We start from the raw sequence: 249 nt of genomic DNA, 5'->3' as shown, positions 1-249 counted from the left end.
ATTAAAGCAAAGCTTGTACACAAAGGCGAAGACTTAACTGATTTTGATAAGTTTGAGGCGCTGGATGATAGACGAAGAGAGCTTATCGGCAAGGTTGAAGAGTTAAAAGGAAAACGAAATGAAGTTTCTCAGCAGGTTGCTGTGCTGAAGCGTGAGAAAAAAGAAGCGGATCACATTATTAAAGAAATGCGTGAAGTCGGCGAGGAAATTAAAAAGCTTGATGAAGAATTGCGAACAGTGGAAGCTGAG

General features: G+C 40.6%; 1 protein-coding gene. It reads left to right on the top strand.

The annotated features are described in order from the left end of the window. Positions 1–249 (top strand): hypothetical protein (locus MFF21_RS23805; RefSeq protein WP_505744251.1); only part of this gene is annotated, 249 nt, incomplete at both ends.

It is taken from the genome of Methylobacterium organophilum, from assembly GCF_022179465.1.
In the GTDB taxonomy this organism is placed as follows: domain Bacteria; phylum Pseudomonadota; class Alphaproteobacteria; order Rhizobiales; family Beijerinckiaceae; genus Methylobacterium; species Methylobacterium organophilum.
Note: the sequence above shows the minus strand (reverse complement) of the source record. Positions and strands in the feature narration are given on the sequence as shown.